General features: G+C 58.1%; 25 protein-coding genes and 1 tRNA gene. 15 read left to right on the plus strand and 11 right to left on the minus strand.

What is annotated here, in order from left to right; genetic code table 11:
- Positions 1 to 9: 9 nt before the first annotated feature.
- Together ACR3EQ_RS00870 and ACR3EQ_RS00875 are read right to left on the minus strand one after the other, a co-directional pair.
- Positions 10 to 711 (minus strand): NUDIX hydrolase, encoded by a 702-nt coding sequence (locus ACR3EQ_RS00870; protein WP_170615390.1) that lies wholly within the window; start codon positions 709 to 711, stop codon positions 10 to 12.
- A 9-nt stretch (positions 712 to 720) separates the two neighbouring features.
- Positions 721 to 1,119: a DUF983 domain-containing protein gene (locus ACR3EQ_RS00875; RefSeq protein WP_170615392.1), complete on the minus strand. Its 399-nt coding sequence runs from the start codon at positions 1,117 to 1,119 to the stop codon at positions 721 to 723.
- Between the two features lie 199 nt (positions 1,120 to 1,318).
- Here ACR3EQ_RS00875 and ACR3EQ_RS00880 point away from each other — a divergent pair, with 199 nt between their 5' ends.
- The 4 genes from ACR3EQ_RS00880 to ACR3EQ_RS00895 are packed head-to-tail and all read left to right on the plus strand — an operon-like array spanning position 1,319 to position 3,217.
- Positions 1,319 to 1,786: an EF-hand domain-containing protein gene (locus ACR3EQ_RS00880; protein ID WP_170615393.1), complete on the plus strand. Its 468-nt coding sequence runs from the start codon at positions 1,319 to 1,321 to the stop codon at positions 1,784 to 1,786.
- A 6-nt stretch (positions 1,787 to 1,792) separates the two neighbouring features.
- The gene (locus ACR3EQ_RS00885) at positions 1,793 to 2,407 is read left to right on the plus strand and encodes an RNA polymerase sigma factor (RefSeq protein WP_170615395.1); all 615 of its coding nucleotides are present in this window, start codon (positions 1,793 to 1,795) and stop codon (positions 2,405 to 2,407) included.
- Positions 2,400 to 2,747: a hypothetical protein gene (locus ACR3EQ_RS00890; RefSeq protein ID WP_170615397.1), complete on the plus strand. Its 348-nt coding sequence runs from the start codon at positions 2,400 to 2,402 to the stop codon at positions 2,745 to 2,747. Before ACR3EQ_RS00885 ends, ACR3EQ_RS00890 begins: the two co-directional genes overlap by 8 nt.
- Positions 2,744 to 3,217: a periplasmic heavy metal sensor gene (locus ACR3EQ_RS00895; RefSeq protein ID WP_170615399.1), complete on the plus strand. Its 474-nt coding sequence runs from the start codon at positions 2,744 to 2,746 to the stop codon at positions 3,215 to 3,217. Before ACR3EQ_RS00890 ends, ACR3EQ_RS00895 begins: the two co-directional genes overlap by 4 nt.
- An 18-nt stretch (positions 3,218 to 3,235) precedes the next feature.
- Here ACR3EQ_RS00895 and ACR3EQ_RS00900 read toward each other — a convergent pair whose 3' ends face one another.
- Positions 3,236 to 4,636, minus strand: a complete 1,401-nt coding sequence (locus tag ACR3EQ_RS00900; protein ID WP_480489572.1) for a diguanylate cyclase — start codon at positions 4,634 to 4,636, stop codon at positions 3,236 to 3,238.
- Between the two features lie 88 nt (positions 4,637 to 4,724).
- Between ACR3EQ_RS00900 and ACR3EQ_RS00905 the strand changes: the two genes are divergently transcribed.
- The 5 genes from ACR3EQ_RS00905 (at position 4,725) to ACR3EQ_RS00925 (ending at position 9,102) form a co-directional block, all read left to right on the plus strand.
- A complete protein-coding gene (locus ACR3EQ_RS00905) occupies positions 4,725 to 5,009 on the plus strand; it encodes a DUF3572 domain-containing protein (protein WP_170615403.1) in 285 nt (94 codons plus the stop codon).
- Between the two features lie 24 nt (positions 5,010 to 5,033).
- Positions 5,034 to 5,735 (plus strand): HAD family hydrolase, encoded by a 702-nt coding sequence (locus ACR3EQ_RS00910; RefSeq protein WP_170615405.1) that lies wholly within the window; start codon positions 5,034 to 5,036, stop codon positions 5,733 to 5,735.
- A gap of 105 nt (positions 5,736 to 5,840) precedes the next feature.
- Entirely contained in the window at positions 5,841 to 7,400 is a 1,560-nt protein-coding gene (locus tag ACR3EQ_RS00915; RefSeq protein WP_170615407.1) for a trimethylamine methyltransferase family protein, read from the plus strand.
- Positions 7,401 to 7,501: 101 nt separating this feature from the next.
- On the plus strand, positions 7,502 to 8,089 hold the full coding sequence (locus ACR3EQ_RS00920) for a heme NO-binding domain-containing protein (RefSeq protein ID WP_480489573.1): 588 nt from the start codon (positions 7,502 to 7,504) through the stop codon (positions 8,087 to 8,089).
- Complete coding sequence (locus tag ACR3EQ_RS00925) at positions 8,086 to 9,102, plus strand: GGDEF domain-containing protein (RefSeq protein ID WP_170615411.1); 1,017 nt, start codon at positions 8,086 to 8,088, stop codon at positions 9,100 to 9,102. Before ACR3EQ_RS00920 ends, ACR3EQ_RS00925 begins: the two co-directional genes overlap by 4 nt.
- Positions 9,103 to 9,201: 99 nt before the next feature.
- On the opposite strand, the gene ACR3EQ_RS00930 is transcribed toward ACR3EQ_RS00925, so the two are convergent.
- The 8 genes from ACR3EQ_RS00930 to ACR3EQ_RS00965 form a co-directional block, all read right to left on the minus strand.
- The gene (locus ACR3EQ_RS00930; RefSeq protein ID WP_170615413.1) at positions 9,202 to 9,897 is read right to left on the minus strand and encodes a CbiX/SirB N-terminal domain-containing protein; all 696 of its coding nucleotides are present in this window, start codon (positions 9,895 to 9,897) and stop codon (positions 9,202 to 9,204) included.
- A gap of 62 nt (positions 9,898 to 9,959) precedes the next feature.
- Complete coding sequence (locus ACR3EQ_RS00935) at positions 9,960 to 10,892, minus strand: AEC family transporter (RefSeq protein WP_170615415.1); 933 nt, start codon at positions 10,890 to 10,892, stop codon at positions 9,960 to 9,962.
- 66 nt (positions 10,893 to 10,958) lie between these two features.
- Positions 10,959 to 11,756 (minus strand): MBL fold metallo-hydrolase, encoded by a 798-nt coding sequence (locus ACR3EQ_RS00940; protein ID WP_170615417.1) that lies wholly within the window; start codon positions 11,754 to 11,756, stop codon positions 10,959 to 10,961.
- Positions 11,753 to 12,559: a TatD family hydrolase gene (locus ACR3EQ_RS00945; protein ID WP_170615419.1), complete on the minus strand. Its 807-nt coding sequence runs from the start codon at positions 12,557 to 12,559 to the stop codon at positions 11,753 to 11,755. Before ACR3EQ_RS00945 ends, ACR3EQ_RS00940 begins: the two co-directional genes overlap by 4 nt.
- Positions 12,556 to 13,677 (minus strand): DNA polymerase III subunit delta', encoded by a 1,122-nt coding sequence (locus ACR3EQ_RS00950; RefSeq protein ID WP_480489574.1) that lies wholly within the window; start codon positions 13,675 to 13,677, stop codon positions 12,556 to 12,558. Before ACR3EQ_RS00950 ends, ACR3EQ_RS00945 begins: the two co-directional genes overlap by 4 nt.
- A 7-nt stretch (positions 13,678 to 13,684) precedes the next feature.
- Positions 13,685 to 14,311 carry a dTMP kinase gene (gene tmk, locus ACR3EQ_RS00955; protein WP_170615423.1) on the minus strand — a complete coding sequence of 209 codons (627 nt, stop codon included), beginning with the start codon at positions 14,309 to 14,311 and terminating at the stop codon, positions 13,685 to 13,687.
- Positions 14,308 to 15,474 carry a D-alanyl-D-alanine carboxypeptidase family protein gene (locus ACR3EQ_RS00960; RefSeq protein WP_480489575.1) on the minus strand — a complete coding sequence of 389 codons (1,167 nt, stop codon included), beginning with the start codon at positions 15,472 to 15,474 and terminating at the stop codon, positions 14,308 to 14,310. Before ACR3EQ_RS00960 ends, tmk begins: the two co-directional genes overlap by 4 nt.
- Before the next feature lie 19 nt (positions 15,475 to 15,493).
- Positions 15,494 to 16,675 carry an SPOR domain-containing protein gene (locus ACR3EQ_RS00965; protein ID WP_170615427.1) on the minus strand — a complete coding sequence of 394 codons (1,182 nt, stop codon included), beginning with the start codon at positions 16,673 to 16,675 and terminating at the stop codon, positions 15,494 to 15,496.
- A 203-nt stretch (positions 16,676 to 16,878) separates the two neighbouring features.
- Here ACR3EQ_RS00965 and ACR3EQ_RS00970 point away from each other — a divergent pair.
- The 6 genes from ACR3EQ_RS00970 (at position 16,879) to ACR3EQ_RS00995 (ending at position 20,782) form a co-directional block, all read left to right on the plus strand.
- A tRNA-Ser gene (locus ACR3EQ_RS00970) sits at positions 16,879 to 16,968 on the plus strand.
- Between the two features lie 62 nt (positions 16,969 to 17,030).
- Positions 17,031 to 17,144 (plus strand): aminopeptidase P family N-terminal domain-containing protein, encoded by a 114-nt coding sequence (locus ACR3EQ_RS00975; protein ID WP_170615429.1) that lies wholly within the window; start codon positions 17,031 to 17,033, stop codon positions 17,142 to 17,144.
- Complete coding sequence (locus ACR3EQ_RS00980; RefSeq protein ID WP_480489576.1) at positions 17,134 to 17,796, plus strand: MmgE/PrpD family protein; 663 nt, start codon at positions 17,134 to 17,136, stop codon at positions 17,794 to 17,796. The genes ACR3EQ_RS00975 and ACR3EQ_RS00980 overlap by 11 nt, the downstream gene beginning before the upstream one ends.
- Before the next feature lie 51 nt (positions 17,797 to 17,847).
- A complete protein-coding gene (locus ACR3EQ_RS00985; protein ID WP_480489577.1) occupies positions 17,848 to 18,393 on the plus strand; it encodes a hypothetical protein in 546 nt (181 codons plus the stop codon).
- A 516-nt stretch (positions 18,394 to 18,909) separates the two neighbouring features.
- Positions 18,910 to 19,830 (plus strand): transcriptional regulator GcvA, encoded by a 921-nt coding sequence (gcvA, locus tag ACR3EQ_RS00990; protein ID WP_170615434.1) that lies wholly within the window; start codon positions 18,910 to 18,912, stop codon positions 19,828 to 19,830.
- A gap of 292 nt (positions 19,831 to 20,122) precedes the next feature.
- Entirely contained in the window at positions 20,123 to 20,782 is a 660-nt protein-coding gene (locus ACR3EQ_RS00995) for an NAD(P)H-dependent oxidoreductase (protein WP_170615436.1), read from the plus strand.
- Positions 20,783 to 20,815: the final 33 nt, after the last annotated feature.

A 20,815-nucleotide genomic window follows, 5' to 3' on the forward strand; every position in this document is an offset into this window, starting at 1 on the left:
GCGGACGGGTCAGTCTGCTTCGGGCATGGGATAGCCCTTGAGACGCAGAAACAGGCTGGCCTCTTCGTTGTTCAGGAAAAACGGCACAGAGGCCGGGGGTGATGTGTCCGCGACCCGTGCAGCGATCTCGGCCAGAACAACTTCGGTGATGAAGGGCAGGTCAAAATCACGCGCCTGATCCAGCCTGACCCATTGCAGGTGCGACAGCTCGTCCGAGGCATGGCTGAAATCGTCCAGATCGCCTTGTACCTCATCGGCATCAACCAGAAAGAACCGCGCATCAAAGCGACGGGGGCGGCCCGGCGGCGTCAGTGCGCGAAACACGAACTGCAGGCCTTGCGCAGAGGGCCGAAAACCCATCTCGGCAAAGCCCTGCCAGTCTTCAGGGATATCTCCCGGCCAGGTGCCCGGTTGCCCCAGGATCAGGCCGGTTTCTTCCCACAACTCGCGGATCGCGGCGGAAGCCAGCGCATTCTGCAAATTTGTCTCTGCCCGCTCGGCCAGACGGCCGTGGCACTTTGAAGTCAGCGGCGTGGCAAGCGGAACATCACCATCCGCGGCATCGACTGCACCGCCAGGAAAAACGAACTTGTTCGGCATGAAAGCCGCTTTGGCCCCGCGCTGGCCCATCAGAATTGATGGCTCGGTCATTCTGTCCCGCAGGACAATTACGGTTGCCGCGTTGCGAATTGCAGTTTTGTCTGTGGTCATGCCTGTCCGTCACCGGGCCCGTTCGAACCCATGCATCCGCCGCGCCCACTGATAGGCCACGACGGCCCCCTTCATCCTGGGCAGCAAGGCAAGGGTCAGAACCGTACAGCCAATGGCGAAAACCAGGGCCATCGTCAGCGGATCAGGGCGCCAGTGCACATATGAGACGTGCAGCGCGGGCGCGAGCAAGTGGCCTACAATCAGAATGGTCAGGTATGCAGGGCCATCATCCGCCCGGTGGTGGTGCAGTTCCTGCCCGCAATTGCCGCAGCTGTCGTTGACCTTGAGGTAGCTGTACAGCAGCTTGCCTTGTCCGCATTTCGGGCAACGGCAACGAAAGCCTCTGACCAGTGCGGGCCAGGTCTCACGATCCTGAGGAGTTGTGGTGTCGATCGTATGATCCGTCATGATGAAAACTCGCGCATTCGAATGTCGCATATATTGCGCATCTTTGGGTCTGCTTGAAAGGGGGGTGCGTCGCAATGACCGCATCCGGCGAAAAATGGTCTGAAAAATTTTTTGGTTTCCTGCGACGGAAATCTGCGGCTGTCCCGTTTTAACACCATAAGCAGCGGCAATGGGGTCGCGCGAAAAAAGGAAACACGACATGCACAGCGCAAAGTTCATTTCGGCAATTGTAGTTGCGGCAGTTGCGATTACAGGCACAACGGCTTTGGCCGCAGGGTCGAAAAACCGGGAACCGGTGTCGTTTCAGGAACTGGATGCGAATGGTGACGGGCAGGTTACGAAAGACGAAATGCTGGCCCATCGCAATCAGCGATTTACCGATGCGGATGCCAACGGGGACGGCCAGTTGAGCGTCGAAGAGATGCAGGCGGCAGTGCAGAAAAAGACCAGCGACCGCATTGCAAGTATGTTTGAAGAACACGATGCCAATAACGATGGTTTCCTGACCACGGATGAGTTGCCGAAACCGCGCCGGGCTGACAAGATGTTTGACCGGATCGATGCGAATGATGACGGAACGATCTCGGAGCAGGAATTTGCGGATGCAAAAGGCAGAATGGGTCGGCACCACAAGAAGCGTGGCAAGGCAGACTCTGACGACAGCTGATGCGGGATGGAGGATCTGACCTCCTCAACGCAAGACGTTCGCGGCGGGACTTGCGCCGCGGACGCAATCGGTGACGATGCGTTGCTGGAGCGGTTTGCCGCCGGCGACGCAGCGGCGGCGCGTGTTTTGACCGACCGGCTTGGCCCGCGCTGTTTTTCCGTCGCCCTGCGGATGCTGGGCAACCGAGCCGAAGCCGAAGATGTCACGCAGGACGCGATGATGCGCCTTTGGCAGATGGCGCCGGATTGGATGCCGGGGCAGGCAAAGGTTTCAACGTGGCTGTATCGCGTGGTCCTGAACCTGTGCGTTGACTTGCGCCGCAAGAAACAGCCTGACAGGCTGGCCGAAGGTGTCGATCCCGAGGATGCCAGCGCAAGCGTGTTTGAACGCATGCAGGACGAGGCCCGAAAAGACGCGCTGCAATCCGCCCTGTCTCATCTGCCCGAACGGCAGCGACAGGCAGTTGTATTGCGGCATATCGAAGAGCTGCCCAACCCCGAGATTGCCGGGATCATGGGCATATCTGTAGAAGCGGTCGAAAGCCTGACGGCACGCGGAAAACGCGCCTTGGCGGGATATCTTGCCGGGCGTCGGGACGAACTGGGGTATGACGATGGCTGATGATGATACCGAGCTGAATCAACTGTTTGCGCAGGCCAGAGCCGGGCGTCGACACCTGCCGGACGATCTGGCGGTTCGGATTATGACGGACGCAGAACAAGTTCGACTGGATCGGCTTGCCAAACCTGTCCCGCCGGGGCGCAGCACGTGGCAACGCCTTCTGGACGGTATCGGTGGTTGGCAGGGCCTTGGCGGGCTGGTCGCGGCCAGTGCGGCGGGTGTCTGGATCGGGTTCTCGGCTCCGGCCTTTCTGCCGGACCCGGCGACGTATCTGTTCTCGCAGGACGCAACCTATGAAGTGGCGGACCTGGATGCAGTGTTCCTGGAGGATACGGAATGAGCGAAACACCCAAGCCAAAACGCCGTTGGATGCCGATACTTCTGGCTGCGTCCCTGGCCCTTAACTTGCTGATTGTCGGTGTCGCTTTGGGGACCTTCATGAGGGTCAAGGGCAGCGATCATGCCAAGGCGCCGCCGGGGTTCGGATCGGCCCTTTACCGGGCATTGCCCAAATCAGAGCGAACTGCGATGCGGTCGGACCTGTCCGGTTTGCGCAAAGAGGGATCGCAGCACAGGTCAAAGGATTTCGCAGCTCTCAGCCAGGCCTTGCGAACCGTGCCATTCGATCCGGCCGCCGTCGAGGTTTTGCTGACGCAGCAGGCGCGGGCTTCGGCGAAATTGCAGGGTGCCCTGCAAGGGCAGTGGCTGGCGCGTGTCATCGCAATGAGCGATGCAGAACGGGCAGTGTATGCCGACCGGCTGGACGAAGTGACAAAACGCGGTCGGCATTGGCACAAGAAAAAGGACTAAAGCGCGCTGAAACCGGTGTTACGCCGCGCTTTGCCGGGTGCTGATCTGGTTGCGACCGGCTTTTTTCGCATCATAAAGAGCTTTGTCTGCGGATTTGATCAAACTGTCCAGAAGCGCGTGTTCGGTTTGGTATTGCGGGTAAGGGGGCCGAAACACGTTCAGGCCAATGCTGGTCGTGACTTGGGTGAACCCGTTCTGGTCCGGCAGCGAAAAGGGCCTTTCGCGAATCGATCTGCACATCGCATCTGCCAGGTTCAATGCCTGCGCATTGGTTGCGTCAGGCACCCCGATCATAAACTCTTCACCTCCGAAACGGGCGACAAAGCCGCGGGGGCCAAGCGCGTTTCGCATGCGTCTGGCCGCTTCGGTCAGAACATGATCTCCGGCGGCATGACCATACCGGTCATTGATTGCCTTGAAGTGATCAAGGTCGGCCAGCATCAGAGCGCACCCACGGCCGGTGTGCCGGGATCGCCGGACGATATGGCCAACGGCCTGCATCGCAAACCGGCGGTTGTTTAGACCTGTCAGCGGGTCGACCCATGAGTCAGCAAGTCCGCGACGCAATGAGGCGCGCATCTGATCGGTGCGGGACTTGCGGGCAATCAGACTGTCCAGTCGCAGCGCAATCTCACGTGCGCAGAAGTCGCCCAGGCAAACTGCGTCGGCCCCACGATCCAGCGCTTCGGCTGCATTGGGCGCGTGTTCTTTGTCCAGAACGCCGATCAGGACGGTGTGTCGTGTGGCGCTGCGCGATCTCAGGTCTGCCAGAACGTTGAGGGAAGAAGGCGCGGTGTTCAGGTCCACGACAATTGCATCCGGAACAGGGCCTGACAGGATGTCTTTCAGGTTCGATTGGGTGTGCTTGGAAAGGTAATGATGCGTCTGCTGCTGCAGAGCCCGGCACCACGACGCACCTGTGCGGTGGGACGGGGCCAGAATTGCGACCCGCGATGGCGCGGTTGGTGCGATCAATGTGGCGGGAGGTTCGGCGAAGCCGATGGGAAGCGTATCTTCCTTGAACTGAAGGTCCTGCACGTCCGCGCGCATGCGCAGCAGGCTGCGAACCCGCGCCATCAGCAAATTGTCCTTGAACGGATGGGCCAGAACGTCGTCCAACCCGGCAGACAGCGCCTCAAGCCGGGCCGCTTTGTCATTCTGCGGGGCGATGGCGACAACGGGGATGTCTCCAAGATCCGGAATGTTCTGAATCAACCGCTTTACATCTGCGGCGGTTCCATCTGCCAGCGCGAGCGCCGTCAGCACCAGATCCGGCCGCACACGGCGCAATAGGGGTGTCAGCCCCTCAAGCTTCTCACCCTGAACGACGTGATACCATGCCGCCGTAGGCTGAACCTTCAGCATGATGCGATTGGTCGAGGCCCCGTCTAGGACAAGGATCGTTCCTTGCACGGACATATTCGTTCACCGTTGATTGCATGTGCTGCCAAAGTGTTTATGAGTCTGGTTAACAAACCCTTTCCAAGTTCTGATCCGAGGCTTGAATATGGCAATCTCCGGCAATTCGGCGGAAACTCTGGCGCTGAATGTGCTGACCTGGCTTGTCGGTAACGAGGAACTTCTACCGGTGTTTCTGGGTTCGACCGGTGCATCGGTCGGCGATCTGCGCGCCCGCGCTGGCGAGCCGGATTTCATGGCGTCGGTTCTTGAGTTTCTGATGCTTGACGATTCGTGGGTGATCGCTTTTTGTGATGCCAATTCGGTCCCTTATGACTTGCCGGGTCAGGCGCGCGCCGCGTTGTCCGGCGAAGCCGATGTTCACTGGACCTGAGACGACTTTTTTGCAGGAGCCCCAATGCCAATAAACGCCATCGTGTTCGACAAGGACGGTACCTTGTTTGACTTTGCAAACACCTGGGGCACATTTGGGCGCAGTCTGCTGCTGCGTCTGTCATCGGGTGACAAATCAAAAGCGGAGGAACTTGCGCTGGTGATCGGGTTTGATCCCGAGAAGGGGGCCTATTCGGATGACAGCATCGTAATTGCCGCAAGCGTTGTGGAAATTGCAGAAGCGCTTCTTCCCTATTTGCCCGAGATGACCTGCGAGGCCCTGATCGAGTTGATCGACGAGGAATCCGCCGCGGCCCCACAGGCACCGGCCGTTCCGCTTGTGCCTTTTCTGGAACAGCTACGGGAAGCCGGCTTCAAGCTGGGCGTTGCCACCAATGACAGTGAAAGACCCGCGCTGGAGCATTTGTCATCCGTTGGAATCCGGGATCATTTCGACTTTGTCGCGGGATATGACAGCGGCCACGGCTGCAAACCGGGACCGGGCCAGTTGCTGGCTTTTGCCGCACAAGTGTGTGTGGACCCGGCGAATGTGGTCATGGTTGGCGACAGCCTGCATGACCTGCAGGCAGGCCGCGCCGCCGGCATGACCACCATCGGGGTTTTGACCGGTCTTGCAGGCCCTGAAACGCTCGCGCCGATGGCCGATGTTGTATTGCCGGATATCGGACATATTCCTGCTTGGCTGGCGGAAAATCGGTCGATCTGAGCGGATTTCGGCGGTTTGGAATAAGAAACCGACACAACCTGTCGCAGACAGAGCGGCCATGTTCCAGACTTCGGGGCTTTTTGATAAAAAGCCTCGGAGGAACAAATGGCCGACAGCAATACGCGCAGACGCAGAAGTGGTGGACGTTCGGGAGCCGCAGCTCGCCGGGGCAGCGCAGTCATCGATCAGATGCCGTGGAACCCACCCGTCAATATCGACAGACCCACCGAGCCGCTGGATCAGGCCGGGATCGAGGCGATCCACGAGGGCGCGATGCGAATACTCGAAGAGATCGGTATCGAGTTCTACAACAAGGAGGCGCTGGGCATTCTGCGCGAAGCAGGATGTACCATCAACGGTGACAATGTGCGCATGGGGCGCGACTTTGTCATGGAAATGATCGCCAAAGCGCCGTCAAGCTTTACCATCACGCCTAGAAACCCGGACAAAACGATCGAAGTCGGCGGCAAGACCATGCTGTTCGGGAACGTCTCTTCGCCGCCGAACTACTGGGATATGGAGATCGGCACCAAGGTTTCGGGGAATCGCGAGATGTGCCGGAACCTGCTGAAGCTGACGCAGTACTTCAACTGTATCCATTTTGCTGGCGGCTATCCGGTCGAGCCGGTGGATATTCACGCCAGTGTGCGACATCTGGACGTGCTGTATGACAAGCTGACCCTGACCGACAAGGCCATGCACGCCTATTCGCTGGGTAAGGAGCGCGTGGAAGATGTCATGGAAATGGTGCGCATCGCCAGCGGCCTCAGCCATGAGGAGTTCGAGTCGAAGCCGCGGATGTACACCAACATCAACTCGACATCACCTCTCAAGCACGATTTCCCGATGATTGATGGCTGTCTGCGACTGGCCCGTCGGGGGCAGGCGATTGTGGTAACGCCATTTACCCTGGCGGGGGCCATGGCGCCCGTGACCATGGCCGGGGCAGTCGCGCAGTCGCTGGCCGAAGCACTGTGTGCCATTGCGTTGTTTCAGTATGTACGTCCTGGTATTCCCTGTGTGATCGGAACCTTCACCTCAAATGTAGACATGAAGTCCGGCGCTCCGGCCTTCGGGACGCCGGAGTACATGCGGTCGACGCAAATGACCGGGCAGATGGCACGTTTCTACGGACTGCCGATGCGCTCATCAGGTGTTTGTGCTGCAAACGTCCCGGATGGGCAGGCGATATGGGAGACATCGAACTCGCTGTGGGCGGCGGTGCAGTCGGGAACGAACATGGTCTACCATGCTGCAGGCTGGCTTGAGGGCGGCCTTATCGCGAGCCCTGAAAAATTCATCATGGATTGCGAGATTCTGCAGCAGATCCAAAGATATATGCAGCCAGAAATCAGCGCCACAGGGCCGGACGAGATCGCGCTGGATGCGATCAGGGCGGTTGGTAACGACGGGCATTTCTTTGGTATCCAGCACACACAGGACCGGTACTCGACCGCGTTCTACCAGCCGTTTCTGAGTGATTGGAAGAACTATGAAGGCTGGGCGGCGGCCGGTGGCATCTGGACAGCCGAGCGCGCGCATCACATGTTCAAGGAAATCATCACAAGCTTTGAACCACCTGCATTGGATGAGGGCATTCGCGAAGAATTGGCCGACTTTGTCGCGCGGCGTAAATCTGAAGGTGGCGCGCCCACGGATTTCTAGGAATTCGAATGGCTGCACTATTTCCGGTTTCGCAGCGGGTATTGGGTATTTGTTAAGGATTATCTGGCCAGATTGAACGCGAAATCAATCCGGGGCAATTGATGCATGGTCTGATCAACCGGGCGGTACAGTCCTTCGTATGCGCGACCTATGGGCAGGCATGCTGGCTGCGCGTTGCCGCGGCGGCTGAACTCGGGTTTGTCGAGTTCGAAGCGATGCTTGTCTATGATACGGGCACGCCGCTGCGGGTTTTGGATGCGCTGTGCGCCGATCGGAACCGCACGCGTGCCGAAATGCTTGAAGATCTTGGGACATATCTTGTCTCGCATCCGAATACCGAAGGGTTGCGGCGCCTGCTGCGTTTTGGCGGCGTGACGTACGTGGAGTTTCTGCATTCCCTGGACGACTTGTCCGACCGGGTCAGGCTGGCGGTATCCGACCTGTCTCTGCCCGCGCTTGAATTGCGTGAACTGTCCGGCGCTGAATACCAGTTGCACTGTTTTCCGGGCTTGCCGGGATACTCCAGTGTCATGGTCGGAGTTTTGCGAGCCATGGCGGATGACTACGGCGCTTTGGTGATACTGTCCCATGACGGCGTACAGGGGGACGCTGATGTCATTACAATTGCCCTGGTGGAGAGTTCCTTTGCCGAAGGGCGTCAATTTGAACTTGGGGCGCGAAGACCATGATGGATGTGCGGGGTCTGGGCGTCTTGCTTGAAACTCTTTGCCCGATGTTCTTGTTGTTGGACAATGACGGGCGGATTGTTCAGGTCGGACCGACGCTGCAAAAGTTCCGGCCGGAACGCGCAATGGCCGGGCAGAATTTTCTAGACTTGTTTGAATTGGTCCGCCCCCGGACCGTGTCGACCGTTCCCGTTCTGATGTCCATGGCGGGTGCAAAGCTGCACCTGCGGTTTCACGATGAACCACGCACGGCTTTGAAAGGGCTGATAACCCCGCTGCCGGATCAAGGTGGCGCGGTGATCAACCTTTCGTTTGGTATTTCGATCCTAGATGCTGTTCGCGACTACGCGCTGACCAGCGCAGATTTTTCCGGTGCTGAACTTGCGATTGAGCTTCTTTATTTGGTCGAGGCCAAGTCCGCAGCGATGGAGGCGTCGCGATCGTTGAACCGGCGCCTTCAGGACGCCAGGGTGGCGGCGGAAGAACAGGCCTTTACCGATACGTTGACCGGCCTGAAAAACCGTCGCGCGATGGATCACATACTGGGCCAGATGGCATCGACGCAAACCGATTTTGCCCTGATGCACCTTGATCTGGACTTCTTCAAGTCCGTGAACGACAAGTTGGGACACGCGGCCGGTGACTTTGTTCTGCAAGAGGCCGCGCGGATCATGGTTGAAGAGACACGCAGCGATGATGCGGTTGTCAGAATGGGTGGGGATGAGTTTGTTATTGTTTTTAGGGACCTGACGGATGAAAAGAAGCTGTCGGCGATTGCAGGCCGTTTGATCGGCAGGCTTCGCGAGCCGATGAGTTTCGATCAGAACCCCTGTCGGATTTCAGCCAGCATTGGAACGGCGATTTCCACACAGTTTGATATCCTCAAGTCTGCCGAAATACTGCATGCCGCTGATCAGGCCTTGTACGAGGCCAAGCGAAACGGCAAGTCCCGTCATCACCTTTATTCCGACCTTGCCAACGCGGCCCAATGCGAACACATGGCCAAACCGCAATAGCTGAGGCGTCACTCGGCTTTTTTAGCTTTGTATCGGACAACAGTTGTTCGGCAGATGTGCGTTGAAACCGAAACGGTGCAGATTTTTTGAACAGGCCTGTCATGCGGCGCATTCGCGGGTCAGAACATCCGCGATATGAGACTGAATTTCAGGCAGCTCTCCGATCACGGGCAATGTAACACCTTGGAAACCGGCTTGCTGCAATTGTTCTGGAACGTCCTGCAGAACATGACCACCGGTGCAGGCAAAAAACGGAAGACACAGCGCACGTTCGCCCAGTCCGGTTGCGGATTCGGCAATAGAGGGCGGTTCCTCGACAAATCCAACACGGACAGAGCGGAAGGGCAAATGCGCCCTCAACTGATCAGCAAAACTGTTTGTCACGGCAGAAGGGTTGCGGCTGCGTCCGGAACCATGGGCCGCAATCACCAAATCCGTCGTGCTGGTTTCCCAGTTCTTCCCCGACATCGTCGCAAGCAGCGACCTGGCGGTCAGTTCGGGCAAGTCCGGATCAATGCCCAGAGGGTCCAGAATACGGGCACTGCGCTCGCCGATCCGCCTCGGCAGGGCACTCGTTACAAACCAGCCTTTGGCCATGAACAGGGGGTAAATCGCAACATCTTCAGGCAGCTCGGCCAACCGCGACTCCAATGCCCCCGGGGCGGCCAATGTCGCCGATCGGACCGTGACGCCTTGCGCCAGCCTGTCGACCTGATCAGCAAACGCCGCGAGCGCGGCCTCGGCCGGGGGCGGGTCCGATGGTTGGCCATGAGCGACGATAAGAGCATGAGGCATTGCCGGGTCTCCTGTGTGATATCGCGATAGGTGTTTTCCGGGTGCGGATTGTCAATGCCGGATCACCCTAAAAGGGTCAGCCACATCCAGACTGTCAGGATCGAAACCGCGGTGCCAATCAGAACCGACGACGCGGCAACACGTTTGGCGCGACCATACATGTTTGCAAAGATATACGCGTTGAAGCCCGGTGCCATCGCAGCATTCAGAACGCCCGAGCGGAACAGATCCTGCGGCAGGCCAACCGCTGAGCCGAACAGCCAGACAAGCCCCGGATGCAGGGCCAGAGAAATGCAGCAGACAAAACCGATTGTACGAAAGTCACCTTCTGGTTTGTATTTTACCAGCACCCCGCCCAGAGCGAAAAGCGCGCCGGGCAGAGCGGCGCGGGTGATCAGCCCCAAAGCCTCGTCCACGACCGCCGGAACGGCAAACCCGGACAGATTAACCACAAAGCCAAGTGCAATCCCAAGAATCAGCGCGTTGCGGAACATGGCCGTGAGAACGGACCGGGCCATATGCGCACCACCGTTCCCACGGTTGCGGATGATCTCCATGACCGTGATGCCAACCCCGTAACAGAAGGGCGAATGAAACGCGATGATGGCGTAGTTGCCAGTCAGGTTCTCGGGGCCATATGCGCGCTCGGTGATTGGCAGGCCCAACAGCACCGAGTTCGAAAACAGACAGCAAAACCCGATGGCGACGCAATCCTCCCACTTGCGGCCAAAGATCAGACGTGCGCCAAAAAGTCCGGCCGTAAAGCACAAAGCGGCGGCGGTATAGAAACTGACCAACAACCGGGGATCAAAGCTGGCGCTCAGGTCAAGGTGGGCAATTGCCAGAAACAGCAGGCAGGGGATGGCAAACCCTTGGGTGAACTTCATCAACCCGTCGATGTGGATTTCCTTGAAGTAACCCAATCGGGTCGACGCATAGCCTGCACCAATCACCAGAAAGACCGGCAGAATGACGTTGATCAGGCTTTGCAGCATTCTAGCGTCCCGCCTGCGAGATCGGGGATGGCCCGAAGGGCGATATCGCAGGCGCCGGTAACAGGGTTAGAGCGCCTGCCGGATCACCATGCCGTCAAAAGCAGGCGTAATGTGATCGGGGGTTTCCGTATCAACCGTTTCATAATCCAGATCGATATGCATGTTGGTCAGAATGGCGCGCTGTGGTTGCAGCTTTTTGATCCAGCCCAGGGTCTTTTCCAGGTGGGCATGTGTCGGATGCGGCGACCGGCGCAAGGCGTCGATAACAAGGCAATCCAGACCCAGCATGTCGGTCCATGCATCGTCGTAAATCTCTGCAACATCAGGTAGATAGGCCAGTTTTCCCAATCGAAACCCCAGCGAGTCGATCGAGCCGTGATTGACCTTGAACGGATGAAACGGGATCGGGCCGCCGGGGCCGTCCACCTCGAACGGGCCATCTATTGATTTGAGGTCCAGAATAGGCGGGTAAGGAGAGCCTTCGGGCTGAATGAACGCATACCCGAACCGGCCCAGCAGGGCGTTCTGCGTGTCGCCATCCGCCCATACCGGAACCCGGGTGCGCATGTTGAACACGATCATCCGCAAATCATCGATGCCGTGCACATGATCGGCGTGTGAATGGGTATAGACCACGCCATCCAGCCGCCCGGTTCCCGAATCCAGCAGTTGGCTGCGCATATCCGGCGAAGTATCGATAAGGACCGAAGTCGTACCCTCGGGGCCGTCCCGTTCGACCAGCATGGAACAGCGGCGGCGAACATTCTTGGGGTTTTCAGGGTCGCAATCACCCCAATGCCCGCCCAGCCGGGGCACACCACCCGACGATCCGCAGCCCAGGATGGTGCAGCGCAGTTCGGTCATGCAGCCGCCTGTGATGTCGCCGCCTTGGTGAACAGACGGTCAAAATTGGCCTGTGTGCGCGCCGCGAACTCGGTGTAGCCCATGCCGAAAACCTCGGCACCTTTGCGGGCGGTGTGGGCGGTATAGGCCGGTTCATTGCGCCTGCCCCTGTACGGCGGCGGAGCGAGATAGGGCGCATCGGTTTCGACCATAATACGGTCGACCGGAGCGCTGGCGAAAATGTCACGCAACTCCTGGCTTTTGGGAAATGCCGCGATGCCGGACATCGACAGATAGAACCCCAAATCCAGCGCCGCCTTGGCCAGTTCAGCGGACGAAGAAAAGCAATGCATCACGCAGGAATAGGGCGCATTGCGGTATTCCTCGGACAAGATCCGAGCCATGTCGTCATCTGCGGCGCGCGCGTGGATGATCAGGGGCAGATTGGTGCGCTGCGCGGCTTCGATATGAATACGCAGTGACTTCTTCTGAATCTCGGCGCTTTCGGCGGTGTAATGATAATCGAGCCCGGTTTCGCCGATGCCAACGAATTTCGGATGGCGCGAGAGGGCGACAAGTTGGTCGACACTTGCCAGGGGTTCGTCCGCCGCACTCATGGGGTGCGTTCCCGCAGCGTAAAACACCGGTGCGTGTGCTTCAGCAATCGCGCGCACGATGTGCTCGTTACGCAGCCGGGTACAGATCGTAACCATGCGGGTCACGCCTGCTTCGGCAGCGCGTGAAATGATTTCGTCAAGTTGCCCGTCGAAATCGGGGAAATCCAGATGGCAATGGCTGTCGGTGATCGTAGGGTGGGTGCTCATCTGCTCTGACCGGCGGTTTCCTGTATCTTGAACACCGTATCTAGGACCAGAGCGGCAGGGTCAAGGTTCACCGCCTGTCCATGACGTGCACGTGCCGTGATCACTACCGCGGCTTCGGACCATTGCCGCGCCTGATGCGGTGATCCTGACAATCGCGACAGTGTTTGCGCCTCATTCGGGGCAGCTTCGGGACTTGGCGGTTCGCCTTTTGCGCCGGTCAGCGCCAGTCGGGACAGGGCCAAATCAATCAGGGTCAGCAACAGATCGAACCGGTCTGCCGCACCCCGTTGTGCGGCGGCTTCGGCCAAAGCAAGGGTGCGCTGCCGGTCAAGCCGGGGCAGTGTGCCCAGAATGCCGATCAGTTCGGCATAGATCTCCAGCCCGCCCAGATTGATCAGGCGGACCGCATCCCCGACCGACCCTGCGGACAGCGCCGCCAGATGGTCGGGTTGTGCCGGCAGTTCAGCCCCGGTCTGCGTCAGCGCCGCCTGCATGTCTTCGGGTCCCAACGGAGAAAGGCGCAATGTTCGGCATCGGGACCGGATCGTCGGCAGCAGCCGCGATGGCTGATGGGAAACCAGAAGCAACGTTGTCTGCGCCGGAGGCTCTTCCAGCATTTTCAGCAACGCGTTTGCCGCGCTGACATTCATTTCATCCGCCGAATCCACAATCACCACGCGCCGACCGCCATCCGCAGAGGACAGGCCAAAGAACCGACCGAGTTTGCGGATGTCGTCGACCACGATCTCATTGCGCAGCCGACCCTGATCGTTCAGCGACCGGGTGATTGTCGCAAGGCCGGGTTCCGCTCCGGCCAGCATGCGATGCGCGACAGGATGTTCGGGGTCGATATCCAGCGTTTCCGGGGCAGGGGGGGCGCCAAACAACCCGCCATCATCTGCTGGCGGTGATGCAAGCAAAAACCGGGCGATACGCCACGCCAGTGTTGCCTTACCAACCCCATGTGGACCAGTCAGCAACCAGCCATGGTGCAAACGATCAGAAGTATAGGCAGACAGAAAGGCCTGTTCAGCCTCGTCCTGACCAAAAAGGCGGGCTGTTTCACGCGGGTGCGGTGCACCGGGCGCCTGATCCGGTAAAGTGATGTCGTCGCTCATCGTTCGTCTATGGCAAGGCTTGCATGACGATTTCTGTCACATCCTGCGCGACACTGTCCATGTTTCGGTTACCATCCACGACGCGAAAACGGGTAGCATATTCATCCGCCAGCGCAAGAAAGCCCGCGCGCATCTGTTGTTGCAGGGCAGGGCCAAAATCTTCGAACCGCTCTTCGGTGCCCTGCCGCCCTTTGGCGCGAGACAGGCCGGTGTTGGGGTCCATGTCGATCAGCAGTGTCAGATCCGGCTCGCGCCCGATCATCAAGCTGTGCAATTGGTCTACCAGGCCCCGCAGATCGCCACGGGACAGGCCCTGATACATGCGCGTGCTGTCGGCAAAACGGTCGCAGATCACCACCTTTCCCGCAGCCAAGGCGGGTTCGATGGTGCGCTCAAGATGATCGCGCCGGGCTGCTGTGAACAGCAGGATTTCAGTTTCGGCCGACCATCGGTCGGGGTCCCCTTCAAGCACCAGTTTCCGGATTTCTTCCGCCCCGGCTGAGCCGCCGGGTTCGCGGGTCAGGACAACCTCATGACCAGCTTCGCGCAGGCGTTCTGCAAGCTTGCGCGCCTGAGTCGATTTGCCTGATCCGTCAATCCCTTCAAAAGTGACAAACAATCCGCGCCGCGTCACATTGCACCCAGCGGGCCGTTGATCACGTCCTTCAGAACAATTCCGCCCACTGTCATCATGCGAACCACAAAGCCACCGAGCGGCACGTTTTCGGATGCAACCAGCGGGCGGCGGAATTCCGGCAGACCTTCAGGTTTGATCACCAGTTCCGCCAGTTGCTGCCCCTTTGCGACGGGCGCATTGATCGGGCCGTCATAAACCACTTCGGCCTGCACGTCCTGATCGCCCAGAACCGGGAACAGCAGGGTCAGATCGCCCTCGGGGACCAATCCCACCGTCTTCTGTGCGCCCATCCACAATTTGGCTTCGGCTATCGGCGTTTCCGGGTTGGCAACCGTCCTCTCGACAAAATTTCGAAACGACCAGTTAACCACGGCCTCAGCCTCCTCTGCGCGGCGGGCCGTGCTGTCGAGGCCGGACAGAACAAAGATCACACGCCGATCACCCTGCTTGGCCGAACCGACCAGACCATAGCCCGCCTCCTGGGTGTGCCCGGTTTTCAACCCGTCCGCGCCAATATCCAATTTCAGAAGCGGGTTGCGGTTGCGTGCATTCGAAGGTGCGCGGCCGTCGAATTCAAATTCCTCTTCGGCGAACAAAGGATAGTATTCCGGAAAATCGGCAATGAGGCGGTCCGCAAGAACGGCAAGGTCATGTACGGACATCATATGCCCGGCGGCGGGCCAGCCGTTGGAATTGGCGAAGTTCGACGTGTTCATGCCCATCTGCTTGGCGCGTTGGGTCATGTAGCGGGCAAATCCGGCTTCGGTTCCATCCGGGCTGAGCGCTTCGGCGATGACGACGCAAGCATCGTTGCCAGAAAGAACGATGATACCGCGCAGCAGATCTTCGACCCGCACGCGGTCCTGCGTATTCAGGAACATGGTCGAGCCGCCATAGCTCATCGCGTGTTCCGACACCGGCAGTTTTTCATCCAGTGTCAGGCGCCCGTCCCGCAGCGCCTCAAACGCAACATAGAGCGTCATCAGCTTGGACATCGATGCCGGTGGCAGCGGCAGGTCGGCTTCCTTGGAAAGCAAAACCGTGCCTGTCGTCTGGTCGATGACATAAGCGGCACGCGCGGTCGTATCATAGGCGCTTGCAGGCAGGGCCAGTACGGCAAGCCCAAGCGTTAAGACAGATGTTCGCAGAGAGGATAGCACGTAGGGGCCCTCCTTGATTCTAGTTGCTTGTGGTGAACGCGTCGGTGAACCCCAAGTCCCGGACATCGCCAAGCAGGGCTTTGCGTTCCGACCGGGTCATGGCAGGGCCAACCAGGACGCGCCAAACCGTGTTTTCAGCGGTTTTCAGTTCCCGAACTTCGGCTGCCATTCCGTTCCGCCGGATTTTTTCTGCCGCACTGTTGGCGTTCTTTTCAACGCTGTACGTGCCGATCTGGATGTAGGGTTTGGTCAAGGACGAAACCTTCGCAGTGCCGGTTGTCGCGGCCACCGGAGTAGGTTCCGCCGCATCAATCGCTGCTTCTGCACCGGCAATCGGATCCAGAGGCGTCTGTGTTATTTCGTCAGGATCTTTCTTTTGCCACCATTTTCGTTTGGCGGGCTTTTCAGTGGGTGCCTGCACCGGAGCGTCGGACAGTCCGGGGGTCGAAGCCGCCTGAACCGCTGCATCCGCAGTGCTTTCGGTGGCTTCGGCGGTAACGTCAGACCCGGTTTCGGCTGTTGCGACAGCCGCGGCTGCTCCGGCAGTGGCGGCTGCGGCAGGGGCCTTCTTTTGCCACCACTTCCGTTTTGCCGGTTTTTCGGATTGCGTTTCCGCGGTTTCCGAAACTTCCTTGGTTTCTTCCGAAGCCTCGGTCGCATCAGCGACAGCCTGATCCTCCGAAGCGGCCTCTGCCGGTGCCTCGTCCGTTTCCGCGGGCGCTTCTTCAACTGTTTCGCGCCGTAGCGCCACTACGTAGATGCTGGTAGGCGCGCCAGCCAGAAGGCCAAGTTTTTCAGCGGCCGCCGATGAAACCTGCAGGGCTGGGCCCGGCAAATCGCGCTCGCGGCGAAACAGGGCGCCTGTCACTGACCTATTATTGGATTTGTTCTTGATTACAACGCGTTCAGGTTGTGCAGCGTCTGGATGTGCGACCCATATTCCGCCCAGTGACGGACGACCATCCCAAAGACCCGCTTCGGTCACTTCAAAGACATCCGGGGCTTCGACATCGCGTTGCGAGCCGCTTGCAACCTGCGGTAGCAATTCGACTTTCCCATCGTTATCCGATGCGCTTGTGTCCCCATCCGGCGAAGCGCCGGAATTTAACAACGCCTCGTCACAGCCGGACAGTAACCCCAAAGTCACAGCCAGAACCGCAAATCCCAGCGGTTTTGCGCGTGTCCCAGTCGCTCGATTCATCGCGTATTCCCTTGCCTGAAGGGGCTTGGTTCGCCGTGCCCCGACGCCGATCTGCCAGTTCTGTTTTGCTGGCATTATTTGGTCTTTCCAGCAGATCATAACCCGCGCGTGATGCCATGGAAAGACCACTGCTTGGGCTTCGGCAAGATTTCCCTCTTTTGACTTGCCACCGTTTCAACTTGGCCTTAGACCCTGCTTTCGACGGGGAGGTGGCAGAGTGGTCGAATGCGGCGGTCTTGAAAACCGTTGGGCGTGAGAGCGTCCCCAGGGTTCGAATCCCTGTCTCCCCGCCACTCATACCCGTCTCAATCCAGTTGTATTTTCTGACCCGGAATTGTGCCGCAGTTCCCGCGCGTTGAACCGAACACGCGAGTTGCTGGCCCAGTTCAAGATAGATGCGGCGGTACTGTTCGATCCTCTCAACCTGCGCTACGCCACCGGTTACGGGGGCACCTGCCATGACCGTTGAGGCGGCCGAAGTCGACGCCATCTGGAGCGACCTCAGCGCAAACTGGCGGATCCTTGAAAGTAATTTCAAAGCTTACCCGGTTTGCCGGTGGGCACATCCGCCGGTCGAGGCGATCCTATCCGTCCTGCGCGACCATGACATTCCGCGAGACGAGATCACAAAGATAACGGTGCCAACCTTCTATGAAGCAACAAAACTGGCGACACGTCGCCCCGAAGACAGCGATGCTGCTCAGTACAGCCTGCCGCTTGCGGTGGCACTTGTTATGCGATTTGGCACGATCCAGCCTGATCACTTGTTGCCAGACCACTATGATCAACCGGAAATCTGGCGTCTCGTCGACATGGTGAGCTTAGAAGAGGACGACAAATGCAATTCAGCCTTTCCGGCCGAGCGCTATGCACGTGTGACACTGACGTTAAAAGATGGCAGCCAATTGGGTTCCGACTTCAAGGCCGCACGGGGGAACCATGACGCGCCTCTCACCGATCAGGAATTGATCGAAAAACTGGAGCATTTTGCGGGGCCTGTTCTTGATGCTGAGGCACGCAAAAGTATTTCAAGGATTCTGTCCAATCCCAGCGAAGCCACTTCACCGTCTGACTTGATGAAGCTGTTGCAGCGGTCGCAATCAGGCAAGCTCGGCGACTGAAGTTCGTTTTGGATGGTAGCAACAGACAAATGGTTAGTGGGGAGTAGTCATATGGCAAAGCAAACATTGGAAGAACTTGCCGGGACCATCCGCGAGGCTGCCGCGTCTCCAGACCATACAGCGGCCATTCGCGAGGCGCTGCAAGACAGCCAGTCGCGCAAAGACGATCTGGCCGATGCCATCGCCAAATTGGACGAAGACGAGGTGATGGTGTTCGAGGATGAAACCTGTTCGATCTGGACGTGCCGCTACAATTCAGATGTGGTTTTCGCCCCTCACGAACATTGCATGGGGGTGCACATCGCCGTTTATCGTGGCGCCGAGGTCGAGGTGCTGTACAAGCGCGAACCCGGCAAGCTGCGCCATGGCGGCAACAAAATTGTCAGGGCGGGTGACGTCGTGCGCCTTGGTCCAGATGCGATCCACGCGATCACGGCAGACGACGAGCAAAGCCTGGCCATCCATGTATACGAAGGCCCGTTGATGCAGGTCCAACGCTCTCTTTTTGACTGGGCCACCGGTGAGGAGGTGGAGTTCACCATGGAGAATTTCCATGCCATGGCCCGCCGTAAGGTGGATATGACAGAGTTCAACTAATCCTGATTAACAGAAGTGGCACCATGAAGATCACCTCGATCGGCGTCCGTCCCTTGATGCCGGAGACCCGCGTTTGAATGCCCAATCCGCTTGTCCGCCGCATTCACACCGATAAAGGCATTTTTGGTGATGGCGAGGCCGGGACCGGCCGTGTGTTAAGTCTCGGAGCATTCTGCCGTCGAATTAATTCGAACAGCAACTCTGCATCGCGGACGTTGGTGAGAAGCGCGGCGAATGACCGCTTTCCGCCCGCCATTGGGTTGAGCATGTCCGCTTTGGGCTGCGACCGGTCCTCAACAACCATTGAGATTACGGCGGCTTCGTCCGCATTGCAGACACAGTCCGCACGCAGGAGATTTCAGACATGAAGAACCGAATGCTCTACCTTGGTCTTCTATCTTCTCAAATTAGATGTTTTCACCTCACAGGTGAGAATTTCGCCCACATGTCGACTGGCAATCGGGTTAGAGTAGAGTGGTGAAATAGAGTAACATCAGGAAAGCAAAGCCACGCGTCATGGCGAAGATACCGTCGTTGAAAAGCATTCAGGCCTTCGAAGCAGCCTGCCGGCATCTGAGTTTCAAGGATGCCGCCGATGAATTATGCGTCACTCCGACTGCCATTTCCCATCAGATCAAATCGCTGGAGGATCAACTTGGGGTGCCCCTGTTTCACCGGCTGACCCGCGCATTGAAACTGACGGAGGATGGGGCAAATTATGCGCCCCACATTATTGAGGCCTTCAAGAACATTGAAGCCGCCTCTCTCGCGCTGGAGGAAGACGACCTTGCGGGCACATTGACAGTCTCAACAACCGGGTCCTTTGCCGCCAACTGGCTTAGCCCGCGGCTGCGAGGCTTTTACGAGAAATACCCGGAGATTTCGGTAAGGGTTCTGTCAAGCGATCAACTGGTGGAATTCAAATCCACCGATGTGGATGTGGCTATTCGGTACGGCTTTGGGGATTATCCGGACAGCAATGTGGCTTGGGTCTTGAATGACTGGGTAGCCCCTGTCTGCAGCGTAGTAAAGGCAAAGTCACTGAGCTCCCCCGAAGATCTTCTGACGTCTCGCCTGATCGAATACAAATGGAGCGGGTTTTCCGATGCGGATCCGAGTTGGGAGCGCTGGATGGACGCGGCTGGCTTGCAGACGGGGGATGTCGAGCCCTATGTCACATATTCCGAGGAACACATCTGCTTGCTCACGGCAAGCGATGGTCATGGTGTGGCCCTGGTCAGCCTTTTGGCCGCCGCGCGTTTTCTGGAACGCAATGTGCTGGTCGCCCCCTTTGACACTGCATTGAAGAACAAGAGCTATTTTCTCGTCTGTCCGGAAACGTACGCCAATCGTGCACGCGTTCGTGTGTTCCGGGAATGGCTATTGGACCAAGCAGATGAGTTTCGCGACAGCGCTGTTGGTCAAAGATTTTTTTGAAGATTAGCGCGTCCGCAACGATCTAATCCGTCGCTTGAATTTTTGTCATTTCTAAATTGCCGAGAAGCATGCGTTTCTGAACCCGTGGGCAGGAGTTCTTGCGCATGTAAGTTTTAACACTTCCCAACAAGGACTCGGATGTACTTGCGACGGGGTCTTACCTGGAGAAGATTTTTTCAGCGACTAGAGATGGCTGAGGTCAGTTCATTCTATTCAGAATTCTCTTCATTTGTACCTGCACGTTACTGCCTTCACGTTTGAATGGTTCATTGCAAACTGACTAGGTGACAAGATGACCACAATCCTGAGAATTGACGCCAGCGTACGCCGCACCGACAACCCCGTTTCGGTCTATAACTCCATTTCCCGCGCATTGGCGGACAGTTTCGTAGAGGAATGGAAAACGGTTGATCCGGACGTCGAAATTATTCTGCGTGATGTCGGAATGGCACCACCAGATTTCATTTCCAACGATTGGATCGCGTCTGTCTTTACAGCAGAAAAAGAACGCACTCGTGAACAGAGCGCTTTGGTCAGCTTGTCTGACACGCTGATTGACGAACTCGACCGCTCCGACATCCTGCTGATTTCGACGCCCATGTACAACTATGGCATGCCCGCAGCCCTGAAGGCTTGGTTTGATCAGATCATCCGGATCAATAAGACATTTACGTTTGATTTGGCGCGTGGCGACTTCCCTCTGGAACCGATCATGTCAGGCAAAACCCTGGTGCTGCTGACATCGGCTGGCGAATTCGGTTTTGAGGACGGTGGGATTCGCAATGACTCGGGTCACCTTTCTGCGCATATCAGCACATTGCGCAAGTACCTGGGCGCAGAACGCATGTTCGAAGCTGCGGCCGAGTATCAGGAATTTGCCGATGAGCGTCACAAAGCTTCGGTTGCCTCAGCTCAGGCCCGGGCACGTCATATTGCGCGTGAGCTTGCCTAACCGTTAGCAGACCGGCAACTGGAGATGTCTATG

The organism is Ruegeria sp. AN11, assembly GCF_056536005.1.